Raw genomic sequence first — 21472 nt, forward strand, 5'->3', positions numbered from 1 at the left:
CATAGCGGAAAAAAAAGATCGAATGCGAGGGTGTGATGGATCGAATGACCGGGCTTCTGCCTTTCGTCAAAACCGCCGAGCTCGGCAGTTTCGTGGCTGCTGGCCGAGCCCTCGGTTTGTCCGCCTCCGCCGTGGGCAAAAGCGTGACGCGTCTGGAGCATCAAGTCGGAGTCCGGTTGTTCCAGCGCACGACGCGCAGCCTCAGCCTGACCGACGAGGGCCGCCAGTTTCACGAGCGCTGCCGACGTATTCTCGAAGACTTCGAGGACGCCCAAGCGGCGTTGACGCAGTCAACCGAAGTGCCTCGAGGACGTTTGCGCGTCACGCTGCCCATCGCCAGCTATCTGCTGTTTCGCGACGCCTTTCTCGACTTCATGTCGAGCTATCCGGAAATCGAAATGGAGATCGACTTCAGCGATCAGATGGTGGACCTGATCAACGAGGGCATGGACGTCGCCATTCGCGGCGGCGACCTGCCGGATTCGCAGCTCATGCGCCGTTCCTTGCCGGCCGTGCAACTGCTGGTCTGTGCGTCTCCTGTCTATCTCGAGCGCAACGGCGAACCGCAATTTCCGGATGAGCTTACGGATCATGCAGGGGTACGGTTTCGCTTCTTTCAAAATGGAAAACTGCAGGACTGGCCCATACAGCGCATGGCCGGCGACGTCGAACTGCGCACCCGCACCACCTTGATCTGCAACAACATGGACATGGTCCACAGTGCGCTGGTCAGCGGGTTTGGCGTGGGTGTGCTGCCAGATTTCCTCGCGCGTGGGGCGCTGGCGGATGGATCCCTTCGGTGCATCTTGCGTGACCACCTGGCGCCGCCCAATCCCTTGAGCATGGTCTGGCCCTCGAGTCGGCACCTGTCGCGGAAAATTCGGGTGTTTGTCGATTTCATCAGCACCCGTCTTGCGTAGGATATGTCGACTAAGGGCTGAATCCGTCAGCGCCTGGTCAGCAACGTCGCGCTGATAACGGCGACCGCAATCAGGCACGATCCGCCTCCCAACAGCAGCGTACTGACGATGCCTTGCGCATCGAATACCAATCCGCCGGCCAGGGCGCCGACGGAGATGGCCAACTGGAAAAACGTCACGAGCATGGCCTGTCCCGATTCCTGCGCCTGCGGTAAGGCCTCCAGCATCCATCCGGTCATCGATACGGGGACCAGGCCAAAAGCCGCACCCCAGACCAGGCCCGCAATGCCCGCCGTGATCGGACCGCCGCCGAGCCATCCACCGTCCACCAGCACGGCGCTGAACAACACGCCGGCAATGACTGTCGCCGCCAGAAGGGCGACAGCACGCGCATTTCTCGCGACCACACGACCTCCTACCAGCGTTCCGACAAAGCCTGCCGTCCCGTAGATCAGCAACAGACTGACCACGTTGCCCTCCGTCAGACCGAACAATTGCTGGAACATGGGCCTGAGGTAGGTGTATCCCGAGAAGTGGCCGGCGACCAGAAAAAAAGTGACCCCTAAACCCAACCGGGCGCCCACGCGATTGAACGGTTCGAGCAGATCGCGCGGGCTGATCGCCCGCGCCGCTGGCAGAGCGGGCAGCACCCGCAATTGCAAGATCAATACCGTACCGGCCAACAGCGCAGAGACGGCAAACGCGACGCGCCAGCCAGCGAAGTTACCCAGCAACGCTCCCGCCGGCACGCCGGCCACGGTGGCTACCGAGATGCCCGCGAGGATGTAGGACATCGCTTTGGGCTGCATCGCGCTGGGCACCAGATGCCCGGTTGCGCTGGGGGCGAACGTCCAGAATCCGCCCACGCACAATCCAAGCAACACGCGAGCGACAAGCATGATGGCGAGGTTGGGTGCCAGCGCGGCGAGCACATTTGACACCACCAGCAGCGCGGACAGCACCAGCAACACCGCCCGTCGATCGAGACGACCGGAGGCCGTCAAGAGCAACGGGCCCCCCAGTGCGGCGGTCACACCCGGAAGCGTAACCATCAGCCCTGCGGTCCCCTCACTGACATTCAGGCTGGAGGCGATGTTGGTCAGCAAGCCAACCGGCAGAAACTCGCAGGTGACCGAAGCGAAGGTGCTGACGGCCAGCGATCCCACCGCCAGCCACGCCGGTGCTGCCACCGGCGTTTCGGCACCGATTGGATTTTTCAGTGAGCTCATTTTTTGTGGCTCCCTCAGCCCGATCTGTAGGGCTTCAGCGCTTTGCGCAGCTCTTCGACGAAGAGACCGGGTTTCTCCAGGGCCGCGAAATGCCCACCGGCCGGAACTTCATTCCAGTACGCCAATTTGGCGTAGGTTTGATCGCCCCAGCTCTTCGGTGGCGTGAAGATGTCGCCCTTGAAAATACTCACGGCGACGGGGCCCGCCAGTTCAAAGCGGACGAAATCCTTGTTGAAGCTTTCCTTGTACAAACGAGCGGAAGAGGCGGCTGTGTCGGTCACCCAGTACAGCATGATGTTGTCGAGCATCTTGTCGACCGCGATAGCGTCGGACGGGTCGCCCTTGTTGTCGGTCCAGGCTTGAAACTTTTCATAGATCCACATGGCCTGCCCGATCGGCGAGTCGGCCAGTCCGTAGCCGAGTGTCTGAGGCCGCGAACCCTGTATCGACGCATAACCGGAAAGGTCTGCACCGTAATGAATCAATTGAGCCAGCGCTGCTTGCTCGGCGGGGGTGTAGCCGCCAGTGCCCGGCGGTGGGGGCGGGAACAGAATCGGCAGGTTGAGGTGGATGGCCGCCAGACCTTGTGGCTGCTGGCGGGACATCCAGCTGGCGACACCCGCTCCAAAGTCTCCGCCCTGGGCGACGTAATGGGTGTAACCCAGGCGTTTCATCAACACGTCCCATGCCTGGGCAATGCGCGGCAGGCCCCAGCCAGCGGTCGTCGGTTTGTCGGAAAAACCATAACCGGGCATCGATGGAATCACGACGTGGAAAGCGTCGGCTGCCGTGCCACCGTGGGCGGTTGGATTGACCAATGGATCGATGGCATCGAGGAACTCGACGACCGAGCCCGGCCAGCCGTGGTTCAGGATCATTGGCAACGCATCGGCGTGACGTGACTTCACATGAATGAAGTGGATGCCCAGGCCATCGATGTTGGTGCGAAATTGCGGGAAGGCATTCAGTCGTCGCTCAAGCCGGGTCATGTCGTACTGGCGTCGCCAGTAATCGGTGAGCGCCTTGGCTTTGACCAACGGCACGCCTTGACTCCAATCCGTGGTGGTCCCGGCATCCGGCCACCGGGTGGCCGCCAGGCGATGACGCAAATCGCTCAGGACCGAGGGATCAAGTTGGACGCGAAACGGCGTAATACCGTTGCCCACGGGGGTGTTGCCGATAGCCGATGCATTGACGGCGAGGGGCAGGCCGCTGGCTGCCAGCGCAATACCTGAGGCCGCGCCTGCGATCAGATGGCGTCGGGAGAGTGTGAAACCGGGATGATCGTTGATTGCTTCTGGCATTGCCTGAATCCTGTGAGGGCTGTGGAGGGGAGGCTGCCGCGAGGGCAGCCGAAGGCTCAGGCCGTGTAGCCGCCATCCACACTGAACACGCTGCCGTTGACGAAGCTGGCCGAAGGGCTCACCAGAAAGGCAACGACGGCGGCAATCTCGTCTGGTCGGCCGAAGCGACCCAACGCGTTGGCGCCTTTCTGCCAACCTGAAAACGGACCGTCTTGCGGGTTCATATCAGTGTTGATCGAGCCCACCCGAATGACGTTCACGGTGATGCCTCGCGGGCCGAGCTCGCGAGCGGCGCCTTTGGAGTAACCTTCGATCGCCGCTTTAGTCGCGGCGTAATCCGCCAGCCCCGGCACACCCACCAGCGAGGCGAGTCCCGACGACATCGACACAATGCGTCCGCCATCGGTCATCACGCGGGAAGCTTCGCGGATGCCGGTGATGACGCCGCCCATGTTGATCGCAACCTGACGGTCAAAACGATCGGTCTCCAGGGTTTCAATGATTGAGCCTGTCTCAAAAACGCCGGCGTTGTTGACGAGGATATCCAGCTTGCCGAATGCCGATACCACGTTGCTGATCAGCGAGACGACTTGCGCTTCGTCGGCTTGATCAGCCTGGAAAGCCTTGGCCTTGCCGCCTGCTGCTTCGATGGCGCTGACCACTTCGTTGGCCTTTTGCGCATTGGCGGTAAAGCTGATTGCAACCGTTGCCCCCAGTTCGGCGAGTTGTTTGGCGACCGCTGCGCCAATGCCCCGCGCCCCGCCAGTGACCAGTGCGACCTTGCCTTGCAGATTCAAAAGTGTGTTGGACATCGTCGTAACCTCTAAGAGTGATCAACTACCTGAACAGCGCTTCAGCCTGCAGGTTTGGGTTCACTCTATCGGGGGAAAGTCGTTTGAAAAATCAGCTAAAGGGGGAATCACTGTCCATGGAAATGGACAATGGTTTTTGGTTATGGGCGATAAGGCGCCTCTGGCAGACATAAAAAAACCCGGCTGATGAGGCCGGGTTTTTCGTCGTGTACTGCGGTGAAACCCTGCATTCAGACTGCGCGGCGTTCGATCAGACGGTCTGAACCACTTTCGGCAACGGCGTCGCTGAACAATGGATCATTTTGATTAGCGGCAACGGCATCGCTGAACAGTGGGTCATTTTGATTAGCGGCGAAAACATTCAATGCTAAGACCGAGAAAGCGATGGCGAGGAGGGCTTGGCGTTTCATGATCGTGTGCTCCGGGTTGTTGTGGTTGGGTATGGAGCCGATCTTACGCGGAGGCTTTAATAAGAGAACTTCATTGAGTTGATGGTTGTTATTGATTCAGTTAATGATTGTGCTGGATCGCCAGCAAGCAAGCTCATACGTGCGAGGTCGTTCACAGAATATCGGCACACGCACGGACCTGTAGGAGCCCGGCTTGCCGGCGATGGCGGCGCGCGTCATTCCACGGAATCAGGCCCCCGTCACTGCTTGTTCCACCCATTCAAGAATCCCGCAAAAGCCACTGGAGCGTTTTACCCGCTTCGGATAAACCCGCGTGTAGCGCCCCGGGACTGCAATGCCGACCTGATCGCCGGCCGGATCGACGTGATGTTTCTCGACAAGCTTGGCGACATCGACTTCCTGAAGTCCCAGGTCCAAAAAGAACAGCAGGGACGCGTCACCGTCCGGAGGCCGATGACGATTTACTTTGTTCGCAATCTCGAAGCCGTTCAGGTTCGGCGACCAACAGCAACGACTGCGGCACCGGACTTTGCGGGTGTTGCGGTTCTTGCAGCGCGGCCAGTTGAAACCCGGCAATGTCCAGAGCATTCAGCCAACTCGACAAGGTGCGGAAATACCACGGCATCGGTTGCCACTGCCCCTCGAACCCGGCAAAGGTCTCGGTGCGCCAACCGTCCTGATAGTCGCCCGCCGCAACGGCCCACGGATGCAATGTTTGAATCACCAGCGCGCCGTCAGGGGCGAGCAGTGTGTTCATGGCGGCGAGCAGCGGGATGATGTCCTGGTGCAGCAAGGCGAAGTTGGCGCAGATCAGGTGGTAGTCACGCCCGATATCGACGTTCGCTTGCGCCAACGCTTCATAACTCGCCACGTGCACCGCAGAACTTCCCGCTATCCGGGCCGCCTCGACCAGCGTTGCATCGCCATCCACGCCGACGGCTTCGATCGACCTTTCAGCCAACGCACGCAATAGCCAACCCTCACCGCAACCGAGGTCGAGCACTCGTTCGGGCTGGCGACTCATAACCGCCAGCAGGATGGCCTGGTCGGTGACCTGGCGGCGACTTTCAATACTGCCGCTGCGGATCGCTTCGATCCAGGCTCCAGCGTTGTGGTGCCAGCTCTGGAGGAGGGTGGTTTCGGGAGTAGGCATGGCGGTCGCCGGTGTTGTGGGTGGTTGAAGGATAGGACAAGTAGTGATGGCTTGAATGTCGAGTCCCGGGGGCTTTACCCCGCTACCCGCACCCAGCATCATGCGCCGCTCGCGCTTATGACAACGACGCCGGCAATTCTCGGTGAAAAGGAACTGCAGTTGAACCAACAGACTTTGTCCATGCGCCTGGAGCGTGTGGCGGCGCATATGCCGGCCGATGCCCGCTTGGCCGATATCGGCTCGGATCACGGCTATCTGCCGGTGGCGTTGATCCGTCGTGGCGCGATTGCGGCGGCGGTGGCCGGCGAGGTGGCCATGACACCGTTCCGCTCGGCCGCACGCACCGTGCGCGAGAACGATCTGGAGCATCTGATCACTGTGCGCCTGGCCAACGGACTGGCAGCGATCGAGCCGGCAGACGGGATCACGGCCATCAGCATTTGCGGGATGGGCGGCGAGACCATTCGCGACATCCTTGACAGCGGCAAGGCGCACCTCAGCGGCCAGGAGCGCCTGATCCTGCAGCCCAACGGCGGCGAACAGCCGCTGCGCCAATGGCTGATGGACAATGGCTACCGCCTCCTCTGCGAAGAATTGCTGCGGGAAAACCGCTTCTACTACGAAATCATTGTCGCCGAGCGCACCGGGCCAGTGGTTTATAGCGGCGAGGAACTGTACTTCGGCCCGTTATTGATGCAGGAACGCAGCCCGGCATTCCTGGCCAAATGGCAGCGTATCCTGCGCGAAAAGCACAAGACCCTCAGCAGTTTCGCCCGAGCGCGGCAGGTGGTGCCCGAGGAAAAAATCCAGGAAATCGCCCGGCAGGCTCGCTGGATTACCGAACTGCTGGCGTGAGCTCAGCAGGGTGTTTGTACCAAATCGAACAAACTGATTGAAAAAAAACTCCATAACCTTTAAACGAGAAGCTCGTTCGTACTTTGCAAACACTCGGAAAGAGAGTATCGCCAGTTTCTGGCTCAGGGAGCGCTGATGAGTTTTCGTCCATTGACGGACTTCCCGCGGCAATCGAACGATTGCGACATTGCCGCATCTCAGCAAAAAGGCATTTCGGAAACGGTCGGCATGGCCAGCGCTGGCAACACAGACACGATCGAGCAATTGCTGGACTTCTCGCGCAACTGGGGCAATACCACCGCGTGGGTGGTCTACCGCGCCGGCGAGCAAATGCATCTGGTCGGGCAGGGCGACCCGCGTGTGCAATGGCCTTCAAGTGTTGCGAATGATGAGTTCGAAGCTTTTTGCCTGAACTGGCGGTTGCACCGCTGGCCGACGGGCCGGGGCGAAGGCGTGCTGGGCTGGCTGCTCGCGCCCGTCGAAGATGCCGCAAACCCGGCGCTCGCCGAGTTTGCCCAGCGCCTGGGCACCCAGGTGCAGACCAATACGCTGGCGCGCGCGCAGATAACCCAGCGCGTCCTCTATGAAATCACTTACCTCGCCAGTTCGACCCGCGACCGCTCGGTGTTTCTGGTCGGGGTTCACCAACTGCTGGCCAGCCTGATCGACGCCGAGAACTTCTATCTCGCGCTGTACGACCCGCACACCGGCAAGATCGACTACCCGTACTACGTCGACATCATCGATGTGGATGCCGTGGAGTCCTCGCACTACGAATACCTTGACCCTTCACACCTGTCGTTGACCGGCCAAGTGTTGACCTCCGGCCAGCCGCTGTTGATCGACGCCGCCGGGATTCTCGCGGCCCAGGCCGAGGAGCGTTTTTACTGCGTGGGTGATCGTCCCGAATTCTGGATGGGCGCGCCGTTGAAAAATGCCTCGGACGAGGTGTTTGGCATGCTTGCGATGCAGGTCTACGAGGTTTCGCGGACCTACAGCGCTGAAGACCGCGCGCTGTTTCTGGTGGTGGCGCGCCACGTCGCCATGGCGCTGGACCGGATTCTGCACCGTGAGGACCTGGAAGCGACCGTGATACGGCGCACCCTGGAACTGTCGGCGCTCAACGACGCCTTGCGCCAGGAAGTGGCAGAGCGCGAGCGCGCCGAACATCTGCAGAGCGCGCTGTTCCAGATTGCCGAACTGTCGAGCCAACCGGGCGACATGGCCGAGCTGTTCCAGACCTTGCATGGCATCGTCGGTGACCTGCTGTTCGCGCATAACTTCTACATCGCACTGTTCGACGACGCGACCGGTGAAGTGACCTTCCCGTACTACGTCGATGAGCGCCAAACCACTTGCCCGGCCGCGCGGCGTGGCCGTCGGGGCTTGACCGAGTACGTGATTCGCCAGCGTCGACCGTGCCTGATCGACGATGAAGAGGCTGAGCGTTTGTCGGCGCAAGGTGAAATCGAACTCGCCGATGAGTACAACCGGTCCTACTCTTGGCTGGGCATTCCCTTGTTCGACGGCGATGTGGTGCGTGGCGTGCTGGCGGTGCAAAGCTATACCTCGCAGGTGCGCTACACCCTGCGCGACCAGGAACTGCTGACGTTCGTGTCGCGGCACATCGACACGGCGCTGTCGCGACGCACGGCCGCCGAAGCGATCCATGCCGCCAACCTCAAGCTCGAAGCCCGGGTGCAGAACCGCACACGCGAGCTCGATCACGCCAACGCCAAGCTGCAACACGAAAACTCCCACGACGCGCTGACCGGCCTGCCGAATCGGACCTACTTGCAACAGCGCCTCAATCTGGCCTGGACGAAGTTCGGCAGCGAAGGCGGGCACCTCGCCGTGATGTTCATCGACCTCGACCGTTTCAAGATGGTCAACGACAGCCTCGGCCACCATTTTGGCGACCTGCTGTTGATGCAGGCCGCCCACCGTCTGCGCGGTTGCCTGCGCGACACCGACATGCTGGCGCGCCTGGGCGGCGATGAGTTTGCGGTGCTCGCGCCCGAGGCGCCACTGGACGTACTGATCGACATCGCCGAACGCATTCTGCTGGCATTCGACCTGCCGTTTTTCATCAACGGCTATGAAGTCTTTTCGTCCTGCAGCATTGGTATTGTCAGTGCTGACAGTCAGTTCCATCACGAGCCGGCCGACTTGCTGCGCGATGCCGATGCCGCGATGTACCGGGTCAAAAGTGCCGGGCGCGACAGCTACGCGGTGTTCAACCAGGAAGTGCGCCGTGAGGTTTCAGACCAGGTTGAGCGCGAAGGCGCCTTGCGCAACGCACTCAAGCGTACTGACGAATTGCTGCCGTATTTCCAGCCGATTGTCAGTGTTGAAAGCGGCGAACTTTTGGCCCTGGAAGCACTGATCCGCTGGCATCAGCCGGGCGGGCGGGTGATCGCGCCGGGCGAGTTTTTGCCGGATGTCGAAGGTTTGCGCCTGATCGGTCGACTGGACCTTTACATGCTCACCAGCATTGCGGTGATCCTCGCCCGGCCCGAGCACGCCAATTGGCCGCCGGTGCATGTGAATTGCTCGAGCTACAGCATGACGCGCCCGGATTTCGCCCGTGATGTCCTGGCCCTGTTGGCGCACCACGGGGTCGCGCCGTCGCGGATTTGCCTGGAGCTGACCGAAGGTGCGTTGGTGGCCGAGCCGGCGATTGCCCGGTTGACCATGCAGCAATTGGCCGACAACGGTATGTCGGTGGTGCTTGATGACTTCGGCGCAGGATTTTCGTCGCTGAGCTACGTGCATCAATACCGTTTCAGCGGTTTGAAGATCGACAAGTCGTTCATTCTTGAACTGACCGCCAGCCCGCGCAGCCGAGCGATCGTCCGGGCGATTGTGCGCATGGCCGAATCGCTGGACCTCAGCGTGGTGGCCGAAGGTGTCGAGGACGAGGCGACGCTGGATTTGCTGCGGGAAATGGGCGCGGGGCAGGCTCAGGGTTATTACTTTGCGAAACCGATGGGGTTGCAGGCGTTGTTGGCGAGTTCGTTGCTGGGGGGCGGAGTTGATTAGGCCTGGGTGTATATCCGGTTTTTGGTGATGGCTGATATTGGTTTCGCCCTTACGGCGAGTCACTTTCGAAAATCGCGAAAGTAACCAAAGCGCTCCTGCCCCACCACTTGGCACCTCGCCTAGGCTCGGTGTCCCCTCACTCCGGCCAGCGTGGTAATGGGGCGCCTCAGATCCAAATCAAAACCAAAAACGCGGCGGCCTCTCGGCCGACCGGGGCATCAAGCGAGCGCGCTTCGCTCGTTTGACCGTGCACCTCCTCCGGGCTGACACCATTCCCTGTGGGAGCTGGCTTGCCAGCGATGGACGTCAACGATTACGCGTGCTGCCTGAATGAACGCGTTGCCTGGGCGTTTTTCGCGAGCAAGCTCGCTCTTACAGGGGAATGCGTACGACCAATGAGCCAGGTCGGCCTAAGGCCGCCTCGGCTTTGTTTTTGATCGCAGGCCCCGGCATCGGCGCCCACACCGACTACGAGTGCTTCACCATTTTGCTGCCGACCGCACTCGGCCTGGAGGTGCTCAATGGGGCTGGCGACTGGGTCGATGTGCCGCCGCTGGACGGCGCTTTCGTCATCAACATCGGCGACATGCTCCAGGTGTTGAGCAACGGCAGGGCCAGCCGGTCAATCTGGTCGAATTGTCGGTGTCGCACTACCTGATGGCGCGGGCGCTGGATATTCATGGCATGTCCGAGCGCGATATCAAGATCGTCAACACCTGCGACGCCGATGCCGTCAGCGCCTTCATGACCCCCGGCGTCACCGCGGCCGCCGTGTGGAATCCACAACTGAGCATCATCAAGAAGCAATCGCCGGGCACTGTCGAGGTGTTCAACTCCAAGGAGATTCCGGGTGAAATCATCGACATGATGGCGGTGAACACCAAGACCCTGAAAGCCAACCCTGAGCTGGGCAAGGCCCTGGTCGGTGCGTGGTTTGAAACCCTGCACCTGATGACTCAGGACGATGCGCTGGCGAAGGCCGCCAAGACGTCGATGGCTGAACGCTCGGGCACTGACCTTGCCGGATACGAGGATCAGATGGATCAAACCCTGTTGTTTTACACACCGTCAGCGGCCGTTGATTTCGCAACGTCGGCAGCAGTGAAGGCGACGATGGACAAGGTCAAAAACTTCTCCTTTGAAAAAGGCCTGCTAGGCACCGGGGCTGTTGATTCGAACGCGGTAGGCATGCAATTCGCCGACGGTTCAAGCCTGGGCAATAGCAAAAACATCAAGCTGCGTTTCGACCCTGAACACGTGAAGTTAGCCATGGACGGGAAGCTTTAAGCAGTCGAGGGTAAATGCCACCCGTCCTGCGGACTGCAAGGCGGGTGGCGGAACGCTACAAATGCCACTCAAGATTCAGGAACGGCGTATTGGCCTCGGTACCGGGCGTGTTGGCCGAGTTATTACCGAATTTATTCTTCCAGTATTCGTAACCCACTCCGGCAAAGAACGTGTCTTTCTTTCCGACCGTGAGCGCGCCCACATCCGCCAGTAAGCTGAGGTGCACCAGCGTCTCGCTGACAGACGCGTGACCGAAGCCGTCTTTGCCCTTGGGCGGGATGAAGTTGGCAAAGCCCTTGAACTTCAGCGGAATCGACCAAGGCTGGAAGGGAATGTCCCACGCGGTTTCCAGGTAGTACGTGTCGTTGAAGCGGATGTCGTGTTTCTGCGCGAACGCCAGCCCATTGTGGTTCTGCTCGGAGCGGTACATCACGCTGAAGTCCCAGAAACCCGGCACATCAAAATTCAACGTCGGGCCGATGACGAGCATGCGTTTGGCAGGGGCAAATTCAGTGTTTTTGGTGTTCCAGTCGACGCCCGCCGAGAGTGACCAATCACGAGCCGGCCCCCATTTAAAGTCGCGACCAGAGATCTTTTTCAGGGACAGTTGATGGCGATACACCGCATACACTTCGGTGGCGCCGTCGTCGCCACCCTTGGCCGGATCGTGGCTATCGGAAAACAGCACCTGGACGTCGAGGAAGTTGCTGCCGTAGGTGTAGCCATCCGCATGTGTGAACTCGGCAATGTGCTTGGCGATCGGGCCGTCGATGCCCGGCTCGGCGAAGCGGGTGCCATACCAATAACTGATGGAGTTATCGCTCCAGTCTGCTGCGAGTAACGGCATGGCTGTCGCCAACATCAGTGAACTGAGGGCGAAGGTCTGCCCTACGAGAAACTTGCGCTTCTGCATCGTGTATTTCCTTGAGTGGTTGTCCGCTTTGGCTCAGGGGACTTTTTATTATTTGTGTGGGCTATTCGATCAAATGGGGGAGCACGCCCGCTCCCACAATGGTTTTTGTGTGGGTCGCCGGATCAATCGTCGGTGTGCATCATCTGCTGCACGCCGTCCCAAGCCTCGGCGCGCATGCGCTCAAGATCCAGCCCCGGAATCACCCCGTCATCGACCACCAGTCGTCCGCCGACCAGGCTGTACTGCACGGCAATCGGTTCGCCCGCGACCACGGGTGCTACCGCCCGGTCGTGGAAGCCAAAGAACCGAGGATGATCCAGGCCGTAGATCACCAGGTCTGCTGCCTGACCAATTTCCAGCGTGCCGACCGCGCCCAATCCGAGCACCTGAGCACCACCGGCGGTGCCCCAATGAATCACATCCTCGGCGGTGGTTGCCGAGGCGCCTTGTTCGGCGCGGTGGATCAGCCAGGCGGTGTGCGCTTCACCGACCATGCTTCCGGATTCGTTCGACGCCACGCCATCCACGCCCAGCGATATCGGCACCCCGGCCTCATACATTTGTGGGACGGGTGCAACGCCGCTGCCCAATCGCGCATTGCTCACCGGGCAATGTGAAATGCCGGTGCCGGTTTGCGCGAGCATGCGGATTTCCCCCGGTTGCAAATGCACGGCGTGGGCGAACCAGACGTCGGGGCCGAGCCATTCGTGTTCGGCAACAAACTCCACCGGCAGGCAGTTGTATTTCTCGCGACAGAAATTCACGTAGTTCTGGGTTTCCGAAAGGTGCGTGTGCAGACGCAAACCGAGACCGCGCGCGGTGTGCGCCAGCTCGCGCAGCAAGGTGGGCGGCAGCGAGAACGTCGGCGTCGTGGGCGCCACCACCACGCGACGCATCGCGTCCGGGGCGTCTTGGTGATATCGCGACTTCAAGCGTTCGATGTCACCGACCATTTGCTCGAGCGACTCCGGTTGCAGCGCCGTTTTCGAGAAACCCGGGTGCGCGCTGGCGGATTCCAGTGCGCCGCCCCGGCACAGCACGAAACGCATGCCGAACGTGTCGGCGGTGTCAAACAGCAAGTCGCCAGTCTCGGTGCTGCCGTTGGCGTGATACAGGTAGTGGTGATCGGCGCAGGTCGTCACCCCCGATAACAACAACTCGGCCATGCCCAGGCGCGCGGCGATCTGCGCCAGATGCGGGGTAAAGCGGTTGAGGCGCGGGTAGGGCACGCTGGCCAGCCAGCCTTGCAAGTCTTGATTCAAGCCTTCGGGCACGGCTTTGAGCAGGTTCTGGAACAGGTGATGGTGGGTGTTGATCCAGCCTGGATAAACCACCGAGTTGCTCGCGTCGATCACCCGCTCGCCGGGTTGCGCCACCAGGCCGGCAGCCATCTCGGCAATGCGCCCGTTGACCACGCGAATGTCGACGCTACCGGCCCGGGCACGCAAACCGCGCAAGCCGGTCATCACCGCCAGCGGGTTTTTGATCAGGATGTTTTGAGGTTGAGTCATGTGCTACTCCAGTCAGAGGCTGTGGGGCGCAGGCTTGGTGGCGGCGCTGTCGGGCGCGCTGACGCCGTTAAGCGCCGCGTTGAGCAGCACCGACACCAGGCAGGCAATCACCACGCTGCTGTGCAGGAACGGCTGGGACCACTCGGGCATTTGCTTGAACAGGGCCGGTGCCAGCACCGGCACCAGGGCGGCGGCGATGGTGAAACCGACGATCAGGACGTTGAAGCGGTTGCGCTCGTAATCGACTTTGGCCAGGGTCTGGATGCCTGCGGCGGCGACTACGCCGAACATGGCAATCCCGGCACCTCCTAGGGCGGCGGTCGGCATCGATGCGATGATCGCCCCTGCCTTGGGCACCAGCGCCACGGCACACATCAGCAAGCCGCTGATCGCCACCACCCAGCGACTGCGCACCCCGGTCAAAATCACCAGCCCGACGTTTTCCATGAAGGCGATGAACGGAAACGCCGCGAACATCCCGGCGATGGTGCTTGCCAGGCCATTGGCGCGCAGGCCGTTGATCACCTGTTTTTCTTCCACCGGTTTGTCGACGATGTCGCCGATGGCCACGAATAGCCCCATGGACTCGACCATCTGCACGACCATCACCACCACGATGGTCGCAATCGGGATCAGGCTGAAAGTGGGCAGGCCGAAGTAGAACGGGTAGGGCACGGTGAGCCACGGCGCTTCCTGCACGCTGTGGAAACTGCCCATGCCCAGGCCGTAAGCCAGCCCCGCGCCGATCAACATGCCGATCAGCACCGCCATGTTGCGCATCATCGGGCTGCCATAGCGGTTGACCAACAGAATGGTCGCGAGCACCACGGCGGCGACGGCAAGGTAGGCCGGCGCGCCAAAATTGCTGGCGTTGCGGCCGCCACCGACCCACTCATAGGCAATCGGGAACAGCTGCAAACCGATCACCGTGACAATGCAACCGGTGACCACCGGCGGAAAGTAGCGGCGCAATCGGCCCACGAACGGCGCGACGAGCATCGTAAAGATCCCCGCGCCAATCACCGCCCCGCAGACCCCGACGAATCCCACCTCCGGGTTGGAGCCGATGGCGATGACCGGACCGACGCTGCTGAAGGCAACGCCTTGCAGGATCGGCAAGCGCACGCCGAACTTCCAGAAACCTACGGTTTGCAACAGTGTGGCGATGCCCGAGCAGAACAGCGTGGTGCTGATCAGCACCACGGTGTCGGCCTGGGACATCTTTAGCGCGGTGGCGACAATCAACGGCACGGCGATGGCGCCGATGTACGAGACGGCCATGTGTTGCAGGCCAAGGGTGAGCATCTGGCGGACCGGAAGAACCTGGTCGACCGGGTGGACGGTGGATGGTGTTTTCGATGGAGATGTGGCTGACGACATGGAGAATCACCTCTTGCTGTTTTTATGCTGTAGAGAGGGGTATTCGTTCTGATGCTGTTTCCAGGACACCTCCATTCCTGTGGGAGCTGGCTTGCCAGCGATGGCGGACTATCGGTCGATGAATGTGTCGACTGTTCAGCCGTCATCGCTGGCAAGCCAGCTCCCACAGGTTTTTTTGTTGTCCTGACTGACTTGCATCAGGCATTTCGCTTTATGTGCCCGGAACCGCCATCCACCGGCTCCGATGCCGTTTTTCAGCCTGCCAGGCAGGCGGCAAAGCCCTGGTTCAACGCCGCGCGGTCCAGGTCGCGGCCGATGAATACGATTTTGCTCGAGCGAGGTTCCGCGCCCCAGGACGTCGAGGCGCGGAATTCGACCAGGCTGTGCACGCCTTGCAGCACATAACGTTGATCCTGATTCGCCACCGACAACACGCCTTTCATGCGGTACAGGGTGTCCGCCTGCTCGTCGCGCAGTTTGCTGATCCAGCGGTGGAATGCGCCGAGGTTCACCGCGCCGTCGACGGCAATGCCGACTGAAGACACGCTCGGGTCGTGTGCATGATCCGGTTCATCATGAGGGTGATCATCAGCGTGAACATCGGCGTGGTGATCGTGTTCCGAGCCGATTTCCATCAGCTTCTGCGTCGACTCGAACGCGCCAATGCCAAGGATTTTCGACAGGTCGATTTCGGCGTAACTGGAGGTCACCAGCTCCGCCGTGGCGTTCAGCCCACGGATCTTGCCGCGCAGTGCGGCTACGTCGTCGTCGCTGACCAGATCGACCTTGTTGATCACAATGCGGTCCGCGCAGACGATCTGGTCGACCGCCTGATTGTCGACGCCATCCAGCTGCAAATCCTCAAGGTGCTGGGCAATGTGCTTGGCGTCGACCATGGTCACGATGGCGTCCAGCTCCACTTCATCGGCAATCGGATCGTTGATGAAGAAGCTCTGCGCCACCGGGTACGGATCGGCCAGGCCACTGGTTTCGATCAGGATGTGATCGAGCCGCACCGGGCGCGCCACCAGTTCGCGGACGATGCGCACCAGGTCCTCGCGAACTTCGGCGGTGCAGCACACGCAACCGTTGACCATCTCGTAGATTTCTTCGGTTTCGGAGCTGAGCACCAGGTCACCGTCGATGCCGACCTCGCCGAATTCGTTTTCGATCACCGCAATCTTGCGGCCGTGGTTTTCCCTGAGGATGTAGTTGAGCAGCGTGGTTTTGCCGGCGCCGAGAAACCCGGTGAGGATGGTCACGGGGATTTTGCGGTTCGGGGTCGGGGCGTTGAATGGACTGTTCATGTGATGCTCCTTAACGACGAATTGATCAATGTAGGAGTGAGCCTGCTCGCGATTGCGGGGTGTCAGGCAACGGAGATGTCTGCTGACACACCGCCATCGCGAGCAGGCTCGCTCCTACAGGGTTGGTGTTTTTGTTGAAGTTCGCCCCAGCGCAGCGCGGTCCCGGCGTCGAGGCCGAACAGGTCGAGGACCCGGCCGAGGCTGTGATCGACCATTTGCGCAAGGTTCTGCGGGCGGGCGTAAAAGGCCGGCACCGGCGGGGCGATGATCCCGCCCATTTCGGTGACGGCGGTCATGTTGCGCAGGTGAGCGAGGGTCAGCGGCGTTTCCCGCGCCATCAGCACAAGGGTCCGGCGTTCTTTCAAAGTGACGTCGGCCGCACGACCGATCAGTCCCGAGGAGGTGCCCGTGGCAATCTCCGCCAAGGTGCGCATCGAGCACGGCGCGACCACCATGCCGAGGCAGCGAAACGAGCCGCTGGCGATCCCGGCGGCGACGTCGTCGGCGCGGTGGTAGTGACTGGCCAGCGCGATGACGTCCGCCAGTTTGTAGTCGGTTTCATGGGCCATGGTCAGCAGCGCGGCGCGGCTGATGATCAGGTGGCTTTCGATGTTCAGCTCCGCCAGCAGCTCCAGGAGTCGCACGCCGTAGATGAAGCCCGACGCGCCGCTGATGCCGACCACCATGCGCTGGCGGTTCACGATTGATAGCCTTTGAGCAAGGCGCGCGCTCGCTCGACCACGGCCTGATCCAGTTGCGCCTTGATCCCGTCGAAGCCCGAACCGCGCGTGGCATCCAGGCCCATGCGCGAGGTGGTGCCGTTGACCGAGGACGACGGATCGAGCGGGCTGCCGGGCAAGCCGTCGATGACGAAAATATCCTGATGCGGCTGGAAGTGCGTGGCCAGCGCCCACAACACCTGGCTGTCGTCGCTGATGTCGATGTCGCTGTCCACCGCGATCACGGTTTTCAGGTACGGGTCCCAGCCGAGCAGGGCGAGCATCACCTGCCGCGCCTCGCCGTCACGGCTTTGGTCGAGGGCGACGTAGCAATGAAAGTGCGTGCCGGAATTCGGGTAATGCACGGCGGTGACAGCGGGGAAGCGCGCCTTGAGTTTCTCGCTCATTTCCGCTTCCCGCGGCAGCCGTGCCAGCGTCAGGTGTTCGGCGTAGCGACCGCCGACCACATCCACCAGCCACGCATCCCTGCGCCGCATCAGCGTGTCGACCCGCAGCACGTTATTGGTCGAACGGTCTGAGGAATAACCACTGAATTCGCCGAACGGGCCTTCCTCGGCATAGGCCGCCGGGTCGATGGCGCCTTCCAGCACGAACTCGGCATACGCCGGAACGCCGATGCCGTAGCGCGGGGTCTTGACCAGTTCCAGCGGGGCACCCAACAGTCCGCCAGCCACCGCGCGCTCATCGCTGCCGAACGGTAAACGGGCGGCGGCGGCGAGCATGAACAGCGGATGGGCACCGACCACCATGGCCACGCGCAATTCCTCGCCGCGTTCGCGGGCGGTCTGCAGCATGCGCCACAGGTGGCCGCGTGAATGCAGGCTGGTGGCGAGGGTTTGCCGGGCATGGCGCATCGAGCGGTGATAGCTCATGTTGGCGATGCCGGTGACCGGGTCTTCGGCGATGATGATCGCGTTGGTGATGTACGGGCCGCGGTCGCTGTCGAAATGTTTGAGCATCGGCAGCAGCGCCAGGTCCACGGCTTCGCCTTCAAAGATTTCGTCCAGCACCGGACCGGTTTCGACGTAGCGCGGCGCGATCGGCTGATTGGCGCGGGCCTGGAAGGTTTCGTGCAGTTGCGCCGGCGTGACACCGAACATTCGGGCGATGCGGGTACGGGAGGCGAACAGGTTGGTAGCGACTGGGACGCCGAGCTGACCGACGTTTTCGCAGATCAGCAGCGGGTCGCGACCTTGGGTGGCCAAGGCGTCGACCAGGGCGGTGACGTCCTGGTCGGCGGAGAGTTTTTCGTGAACGGTCAACACATCGTCCGGGTACTGCCGGCGATAGGCGTCGATGAACGCGTGGAAATCCTGGGTATCGCCGAGCGTAGAGAGGGTCATGGTTTCACCTCGTTGAAAACGATGCTGTGCACTCAGAAAGTTTTGAAGCGAGCGCGAACCCCTGTAGGAGCGAGCCTGCTCGCGATGGCGGTCGGTCACTCGACATCAATGCCCGGCCTCATCGCGAGCAGGCTCACTCCTACATGGATTGTGCTCAGGCTTAGAGGTAAGTCGTGGTCAGACGAATGTCTGCCTCGATCAGGTCCTTGGGCGGCGGTGTCGGTTCGATGCCGCACAGCCGGGCGATGTTGTTGCCCAGGTAATCCTCCAGATGATCCTCATCGATCCCCAGGCCCTGCGGTGCTGGCGAGCACAGCACTTCGAGTTCACGCAGCCACATGCCCGGCTCGTTCGGCGGGGAATCGGTGCCGAACACGATCTTGTTGCGCGGCAGCTCCTTGGCGAATTCGACGATCCGCGACTGGAAGCACCAGCCCGATTCGCAGTACACGTTCGGCGTGTCCATGGCCATCCAGAACGCCTCGAACGAGTAGTTGCCGCCGGTCTGGATGCCGAAGTGACCGATGATGAAGTTGACCATCGGGAACTCGCGGATGATCGGGTAGAACATCGTCGGAATGGTGTACGGGCCGTCGCCGGTGTGGATCAGCACCACGATGTTGTACTTGGCGCAGACTTTCATTGCCGGCCGCAACCAGTCCAGCGCCCGGTCCGGACGATAGCCGTGCATGTTGGCGTGCAGCTTGAGCATCTTGAAGCCGTATTCCTTGATGTGGAATTCCAGCTCCGCCGCGCCGTTTTCCGGTCCCCAGCGCGGGTTGAAGTTGAAGTTGCCGATGAAGCGGTCCGGGTACTTCATGCACAGTTCGGCGATGTACGACATGTAGTCACGCACGCCTTCGCGGCCCCGACGGTTGCCGTCGCGATAACCAGTGTTGCCCGGTGGCGGCTGGATGAAACCCATGTCGATGCGGCGGGGTTTGCCGTTGATCATGTACGGGCCGTCCATCAGCTTGAGCATGCGCTCGCCAGTGAACGGTTCGCCGGTGTGACGCCAGGCCTCATCGACCAGGTTGGTGGGGTGCAGATGGGTATCGATAATCATCGGTTCAACTCCTGGCCAGCTGGGTGGTGACAGGGCGCTTCAACTGCGCCTCGGCTTCGGACACGGAACGTGGCGGCGGCGTCGGTTCGAGGCCGATCATCCGTGCGGTGTTGTTGCCCAGGTAGTCTTCGAGGGTGTCCTCGTCGAGATTCAGGCCCTGCGGCGGCTCATGGCAGAGCACTTCCAGCAGGCGCAGCCACATGCCCGGCTCGTTCGGCGGGGTGTCGGTGCCGAAGAGGATTTTGTGGGTCGGCAGGACCTTGGCAAACTCGACGATCCGCGATTGCAGGCACCAGCCGGATTCGCAGTAGACGTTGGGCAGTTCCATCGCCCATTGCATCGGTTCGAACACATAGACGCCGCCGGTCTGCACCCCGAAGTGCGCCATGATGAAATCGACGTTGGGGAACTCCTTGATCATCGGCACCCATTCCGAAGGGATGCTGTACGGCCCGTCACCGGTGTGCAGCTTGACCGGGATGCCCAGCTCGGCGCATTTCTCGAAGCACGGACGCACCCAGTCCAGCGCACGGTCCGGACGGTAGGCGTGCATGTTGGCCTGCATCTGGACCATCTTGAAGCCGTGTTCGGTGACGTAGCGCTCAATCGCCTCGACACCGTTTTCCACGCCGCAGCGCGGGTTGTAGACGAAGCAGCCGATGAAGCGATCCGGGTAGGTCTGGACCATTTTCAGCGTGTAGGCCATGTAGGCGTCGATGGATTCGCGACCGCTGAGGTCGCCGTCGGTCCAGGTGTAAATGGTGTTGCCTTGTGGCGGCTGGATAAAGGCTTTGTCGATGCGGCGAGGTTTGCCGTTGACCATATACGGGCCATCCATCATCTCCAGCAGACGCTCGCCGGTGAACGGGTCACCGTCATGCCTCCAGGCGAGGTCCACCAGGTCGGTGGGATAGCAACTGATATCGATGATCATTGAAGTCGATCTCCTGATAGCGGGGAAGGGAACCTTGCGGTTCACAGCAGCCACGTCCCGGGCAATCGGCCATTTCTATGCGCACTGCTGCGCATTCCCTCGCCTGGTCGCATCCGGCTCGGGACGCTGGCTGCTTGGGGAGGAGTATTGGAAAGGGGGTTGGGGTTCGTACAATATTAATTGGGCGAGTGGGTGATACCTGTTCGATATGGTTTGCTTTGACTGGGCGGGCCTCATCGCTGGCAAGCCAGCTCCCACAGGTTTTGTGGTGTGTCTCAGATCCAGTGAACACCATCGATTCCTGTGGGAGCTGGCTTGCCAGCGATGGCGTCAGCCCTGTGTACGCAAAGCCAACTGGCGGATCACTTCAACCACCGGCGCCACTCGCTCAGCCTGCCCCGGTGGCCATACGGCGTAGAGGTTGTAATGCGCCGGAATCTGCGCGTCGTTCAGCTCCACCAAACGTCCTGCGCGCAACGCATCCGCCGCCAGCAACCCGCGGACCAGCCCGGTGCCGACCCCAGCTTCGGCCGCGGCTATCAGGTTGGCTGCGTTATCGAAAACCACCCGCGCCGTCGGCTCGTTCGGCGCCATGGCGGCGGCGTCCAGCCAAGGAATCCACGAACGCCGCGTATACCCCAGCAGCGGCAATTGCAGGACCTGCGCCGGAGTGATCGGCACCTGCAAGCCATGGCGCTCAAGCAGCGTCGGCGACGCCACAGCGGTCACGCGATCGGTGCAAATTTGGGTCATCTCGCAATCTTCCCAATCGCCGTAGCCGTAACGCAACGCCAGGTCCACACGCTCGAATGAGGTGCGATCCGAGCGCGGCATCGACAGCAGAATCACCTCGTGGTCGGGCAATAAATCGAGCAGTTCCGGCAATCGTGGATTGAGCCAGCTCTGCGCCAGCTCACTGTCGACATCTAGGGTCAACCGTTGCGCGACGCTGCGGTTTTGCACCGAGGAGAGTGCCCGGTCGATCTGCGCCAGGCCGTCGGACAGCACGCTGGCAAACAACTGCCCGGCATCGGTGAGGTTACTGCCGCCGCCTTCACGAACGAACAGCGGCTGGCCGATAAAATCTTCGAGGCTGCGGATCTGCTGGCTGATCGCGCTGTGGGTCAGGTCGAGCTTGCGCGCGGCGCTGGAGAAGCTGCCGCTGCGAGCAGCCTGGATAAACGCGTTCATCGACTGCACCGACGGGTATCGCTTGTACATGCTGTTAGTCCTACTTACACAGGGTGGCAGAAATCGTCGCTGGCC

General features: G+C 61.3%; 19 protein-coding genes and 1 pseudogene. 5 read left to right on the forward strand and 15 right to left on the reverse strand.

Annotated features, from left to right (window positions below):
* Nucleotides 1-35: 35 nt before the first annotated feature.
* Nucleotides 36-920, forward strand: coding sequence for a LysR family transcriptional regulator (locus ACYZT4_RS04020; protein ID WP_461985428.1), 885 nt, complete (start codon nucleotides 36-38; stop codon nucleotides 918-920).
* Nucleotides 921-946: 26 nt separating this feature from the next.
* Here the strand turns inward: ACYZT4_RS04020 and ACYZT4_RS04025 are convergent, their stop codons facing one another.
* The 6 genes from ACYZT4_RS04025 to ACYZT4_RS04050 all read right to left on the reverse strand — a co-directional run bounded on the left by ACYZT4_RS04025 (nucleotide 947) and on the right by ACYZT4_RS04050 (nucleotide 5828).
* Nucleotides 947-2149 (reverse strand): MFS transporter, encoded by a 1203-nt coding sequence (locus tag ACYZT4_RS04025; protein ID WP_461985429.1) that lies wholly within the window; start codon nucleotides 2147-2149, stop codon nucleotides 947-949.
* Nucleotides 2150-2163: 14 nt separating this feature from the next.
* Nucleotides 2164-3453, reverse strand: coding sequence for an epoxide hydrolase family protein (locus tag ACYZT4_RS04030; protein ID WP_461985431.1), 1290 nt, complete (start codon nucleotides 3451-3453; stop codon nucleotides 2164-2166).
* A 56-nt stretch (nucleotides 3454-3509) separates the two neighbouring features.
* Nucleotides 3510-4265 carry an SDR family NAD(P)-dependent oxidoreductase gene (locus tag ACYZT4_RS04035; protein ID WP_461985433.1) on the reverse strand — a complete coding sequence of 252 codons (756 nt, stop codon included), beginning with the start codon at nucleotides 4263-4265 and terminating at the stop codon, nucleotides 3510-3512.
* 230 nt (nucleotides 4266-4495) lie between these two features.
* On the reverse strand, nucleotides 4496-4675 hold the full coding sequence (locus ACYZT4_RS04040) for a hypothetical protein (RefSeq protein WP_461985435.1): 180 nt from the start codon (nucleotides 4673-4675) through the stop codon (nucleotides 4496-4498).
* Nucleotides 4676-4903: 228 nt separating this feature from the next.
* Nucleotides 4904-5092: a hypothetical protein gene (locus ACYZT4_RS04045; protein WP_461985437.1), complete on the reverse strand. Its 189-nt coding sequence runs from the start codon at nucleotides 5090-5092 to the stop codon at nucleotides 4904-4906.
* Nucleotides 5093-5111: 19 nt separating this feature from the next.
* Complete coding sequence (locus ACYZT4_RS04050) at nucleotides 5112-5828, reverse strand: class I SAM-dependent methyltransferase (protein WP_461985438.1); 717 nt, start codon at nucleotides 5826-5828, stop codon at nucleotides 5112-5114.
* 159 nt (nucleotides 5829-5987) lie between these two features.
* Here ACYZT4_RS04050 and ACYZT4_RS04055 point away from each other — a divergent pair, with 159 nt between their 5' ends.
* From ACYZT4_RS04055 to ACYZT4_RS04070, 4 genes and pseudogenes are all read left to right on the forward strand, one after another.
* Nucleotides 5988-6683: a tRNA (adenine(22)-N(1))-methyltransferase gene (locus ACYZT4_RS04055; protein ID WP_461985440.1), complete on the forward strand. Its 696-nt coding sequence runs from the start codon at nucleotides 5988-5990 to the stop codon at nucleotides 6681-6683.
* Nucleotides 6684-6818: 135 nt separating this feature from the next.
* Nucleotides 6819-9725, forward strand: a complete 2907-nt coding sequence (locus ACYZT4_RS04060) for an EAL domain-containing protein (RefSeq protein ID WP_461985441.1) — start codon at nucleotides 6819-6821, stop codon at nucleotides 9723-9725.
* A gap of 445 nt (nucleotides 9726-10170) precedes the next feature.
* Nucleotides 10171-10335, forward strand: a pseudogene (locus tag ACYZT4_RS04065) (2OG-Fe(II) oxygenase family protein); the annotation flags it as partial.
* Nucleotides 10336-10367: 32 nt separating this feature from the next.
* On the forward strand, nucleotides 10368-11012 hold the full coding sequence (locus ACYZT4_RS04070) for an ABC transporter substrate-binding protein (protein ID WP_461985443.1): 645 nt from the start codon (nucleotides 10368-10370) through the stop codon (nucleotides 11010-11012).
* Between the two features lie 55 nt (nucleotides 11013-11067).
* On the opposite strand, the gene ACYZT4_RS04075 is transcribed toward ACYZT4_RS04070, so the two are convergent.
* From ACYZT4_RS04075 to ACYZT4_RS04115, 9 genes are all read right to left on the reverse strand, one after another.
* Entirely contained in the window at nucleotides 11068-11925 is an 858-nt protein-coding gene (locus ACYZT4_RS04075; RefSeq protein WP_461985445.1) for a hypothetical protein, read from the reverse strand.
* Nucleotides 11926-12047: 122 nt separating this feature from the next.
* Nucleotides 12048-13436, reverse strand: a complete 1389-nt coding sequence (locus tag ACYZT4_RS04080) for an amidohydrolase family protein (RefSeq protein ID WP_461985446.1) — start codon at nucleotides 13434-13436, stop codon at nucleotides 12048-12050.
* Nucleotides 13437-13448: 12 nt separating this feature from the next.
* Nucleotides 13449-14816: a nucleobase:cation symporter-2 family protein gene (locus ACYZT4_RS04085; RefSeq protein WP_461985448.1), complete on the reverse strand. Its 1368-nt coding sequence runs from the start codon at nucleotides 14814-14816 to the stop codon at nucleotides 13449-13451.
* A gap of 254 nt (nucleotides 14817-15070) precedes the next feature.
* Nucleotides 15071-16123 carry a CobW family GTP-binding protein gene (locus ACYZT4_RS04090; protein ID WP_461985449.1) on the reverse strand — a complete coding sequence of 351 codons (1053 nt, stop codon included), beginning with the start codon at nucleotides 16121-16123 and terminating at the stop codon, nucleotides 15071-15073.
* 62 nt (nucleotides 16124-16185) lie between these two features.
* The gene (locus ACYZT4_RS04095) at nucleotides 16186-16809 is read right to left on the reverse strand and encodes a UbiX family flavin prenyltransferase (protein WP_461988538.1); all 624 of its coding nucleotides are present in this window, start codon (nucleotides 16807-16809) and stop codon (nucleotides 16186-16188) included.
* A gap of 11 nt (nucleotides 16810-16820) precedes the next feature.
* On the reverse strand, nucleotides 16821-18206 hold the full coding sequence (locus ACYZT4_RS04100; RefSeq protein ID WP_461985451.1) for a UbiD family decarboxylase: 1386 nt from the start codon (nucleotides 18204-18206) through the stop codon (nucleotides 16821-16823).
* Nucleotides 18207-18366: 160 nt separating this feature from the next.
* A complete protein-coding gene (locus ACYZT4_RS04105) occupies nucleotides 18367-19272 on the reverse strand; it encodes an amidohydrolase family protein (RefSeq protein WP_134418495.1) in 906 nt (301 codons plus the stop codon).
* A 4-nt stretch (nucleotides 19273-19276) separates the two neighbouring features.
* The gene (locus ACYZT4_RS04110) at nucleotides 19277-20206 is read right to left on the reverse strand and encodes an amidohydrolase family protein (protein WP_461985453.1); all 930 of its coding nucleotides are present in this window, start codon (nucleotides 20204-20206) and stop codon (nucleotides 19277-19279) included.
* A 330-nt stretch (nucleotides 20207-20536) separates the two neighbouring features.
* The gene (locus ACYZT4_RS04115) at nucleotides 20537-21427 is read right to left on the reverse strand and encodes a LysR substrate-binding domain-containing protein (protein WP_461985455.1); all 891 of its coding nucleotides are present in this window, start codon (nucleotides 21425-21427) and stop codon (nucleotides 20537-20539) included.
* Nucleotides 21428-21472: the final 45 nt, after the last annotated feature.

This window comes from Pseudomonas sp. GB2N2 (genome assembly GCF_054897705.1).